At 64.0% G+C, this 2,051-nt stretch carries 1 protein-coding gene; it reads left to right on the plus strand.

The features are described 5' to 3' along the window. The coding region (locus AC1DGP_RS35110; protein ID WP_476833279.1) for a peroxidase family protein at window positions 1–2,051 on the plus strand (2,051 nt) is incomplete at both ends.

Consider the following 2,051-nt stretch of genomic DNA (forward strand, 5'->3'; position numbering starts at 1 on the left):
ATCACGGTGAACTCCGGCACAGGTGACGACACGGTCGACGTGACGGCTCTCGAATCGGCCCACCACGTCGTGCTCAATACGGGCGGCGGCTCCGACCATCTGGTTGGCATGCGTGCCCAGGATGAAATGCACGTGACCGGACCAGCTGCAGCCGGCGGATCGACTGGCGGGGGCGGCAGTAATGGTGGTGGTTCCGGAAACGGGAGCGGGAACGGCGGCGGCATCACTGGCGCGTTCGACCTCACCGCCGGCGACGTTGCGGGGCTAAAGCACCTGGTCAACGGCCAGGAAGTCCCCGGGGATGACGACACGGTGCCCGGCGTCCGCGATCTCAGCGGCCACGGCAACAATCTCGCCCATCCCGATTACGGTGCGGCGGACGAGCACTTCATCCGGCTGACGGAAGCCCGCTACGGCGACTACGACGCGGCGACCGGCAACAACCAGATCAATCCGATCTTCGAGGGGCTCGATCCGCGCAATATCAGCAATATCCTGGGCGTGCAGGAAGCAGACCTGCCGAAGAACAGCAACGACGCCAATATCTTCTTCATGGCCTTTGGCCAGTATTTCGACCACGGCCTCGATTTCCTGCCGAAGGGTGGCAATGGCGCGATCCAGATCGGCGCTCCCGGCAACGGCGCGCCCGGATCCGGCAACCCTGCCGATCTCACCCGAGGCACGGTCGACGAAATCGTCGATGGCGTTCCCCAGCATATCAACCGGACCTCGCCCTTCGCGGACCAGAACCAGGCCTATGGCTCGAACGGGCTCGTCGGCCAGTTCCTCCGGGAAGGCGACGGCGATGGCGGTCTCGGCTCGATGCTGCTGGCGGGAGGGCCGGATCCGTCTGACCCGAACTTCCGGTTGCTGCCGACGCTGCGCGAGCTGATCCTCGAGCATTGGGAGAACAACACCGTCTTCACCGGCCTGCCGGGCGGCCCGGTCGCCTTCCAGACCTATTTCGCGGGGCTGGTCAACGGCGGGGTGATCAACACCACGATGGCGGCGACCATGGCGTCCAATTTCATGGGCACCGGACATGCGCTGCTGCTCGATGCCAATCCGTTCATCAGCGTGCTCGACCACTATATTGCTGGCGACGGCCGGGCGAACGAGAACTTCTCCCTGACCGCGATGCACACGATCTGGGCGCGCAACCACAACTTCCACGTCGAGAATCTGGTGGAGGCCGGCTTCCAGGGCACACAGGAGGAGCTCTTCCAGGCGGCCAAGATCATCAACGAGGCCGAATACCAGCGCGTCGTCTTCGACGAGTTCGCCGATCATCTCATCGGCGGCATCAAGGGCGATGGCGACCACGGCCATGGCGACTACAATCCAGATGCGACGGCCGCCATCTCGCATGAGTTCGCGGCGGCCGTGTACCGGGTCGGTCACTCCCTGATCGGCCAGACCATGACCGTGCTCGATGCCGACGGTCAGCCGAAGCAGGTGGCGCTGTTCGACGCCTTCCTGAATCCGACGAACGACGCCGGCGCCTTCACTGCTCCCTTGCCCCCCGGCTACGTCCCGCAGCCCGGCTATGAGCAGCTCGGCGTGGGATCGATCCTGGGCGGCATCATCAGGCAGCCGGCGGAGGAGGTTGACTTCAACATCGTCGACGCGGTGCGCAACGATCTGGTGCGGATCAATGCCGACCTGTTCGCCTTCAATGTGGCCCGCGGCTGGGATGTCGGGCTGGGAACGTTGAACCAGGTGCGTTCGGATCTTGCCGCTTCGCAGGATCCCTATGTCTCCGAGGCCGTCGGATATGCCGGAAACCTCTCACCCTATACCTCCTGGGAGGACTTCCAACAGCGCAACAATCTGAGCGATGCAGTGATCGCCCAGTTCAAGCAGGCCTATCCCGACCTCGTCCTGGACGCCAATGAGATAGCTGCCTTCCAGGCGATCAACTCGAATATCAGCGTGGCCATCCAGGCCGACGGCACCGGCATCGTGAAGGGGATCGACCGGGTCGATCTCTGGGTCGGTGGCCTTGCCGAGACGCATATCAATGGCGGCATGGTCGGGCAGACCTTCTGGGT

This window comes from Allobosea sp. 05T433 (genome assembly GCF_056396065.1).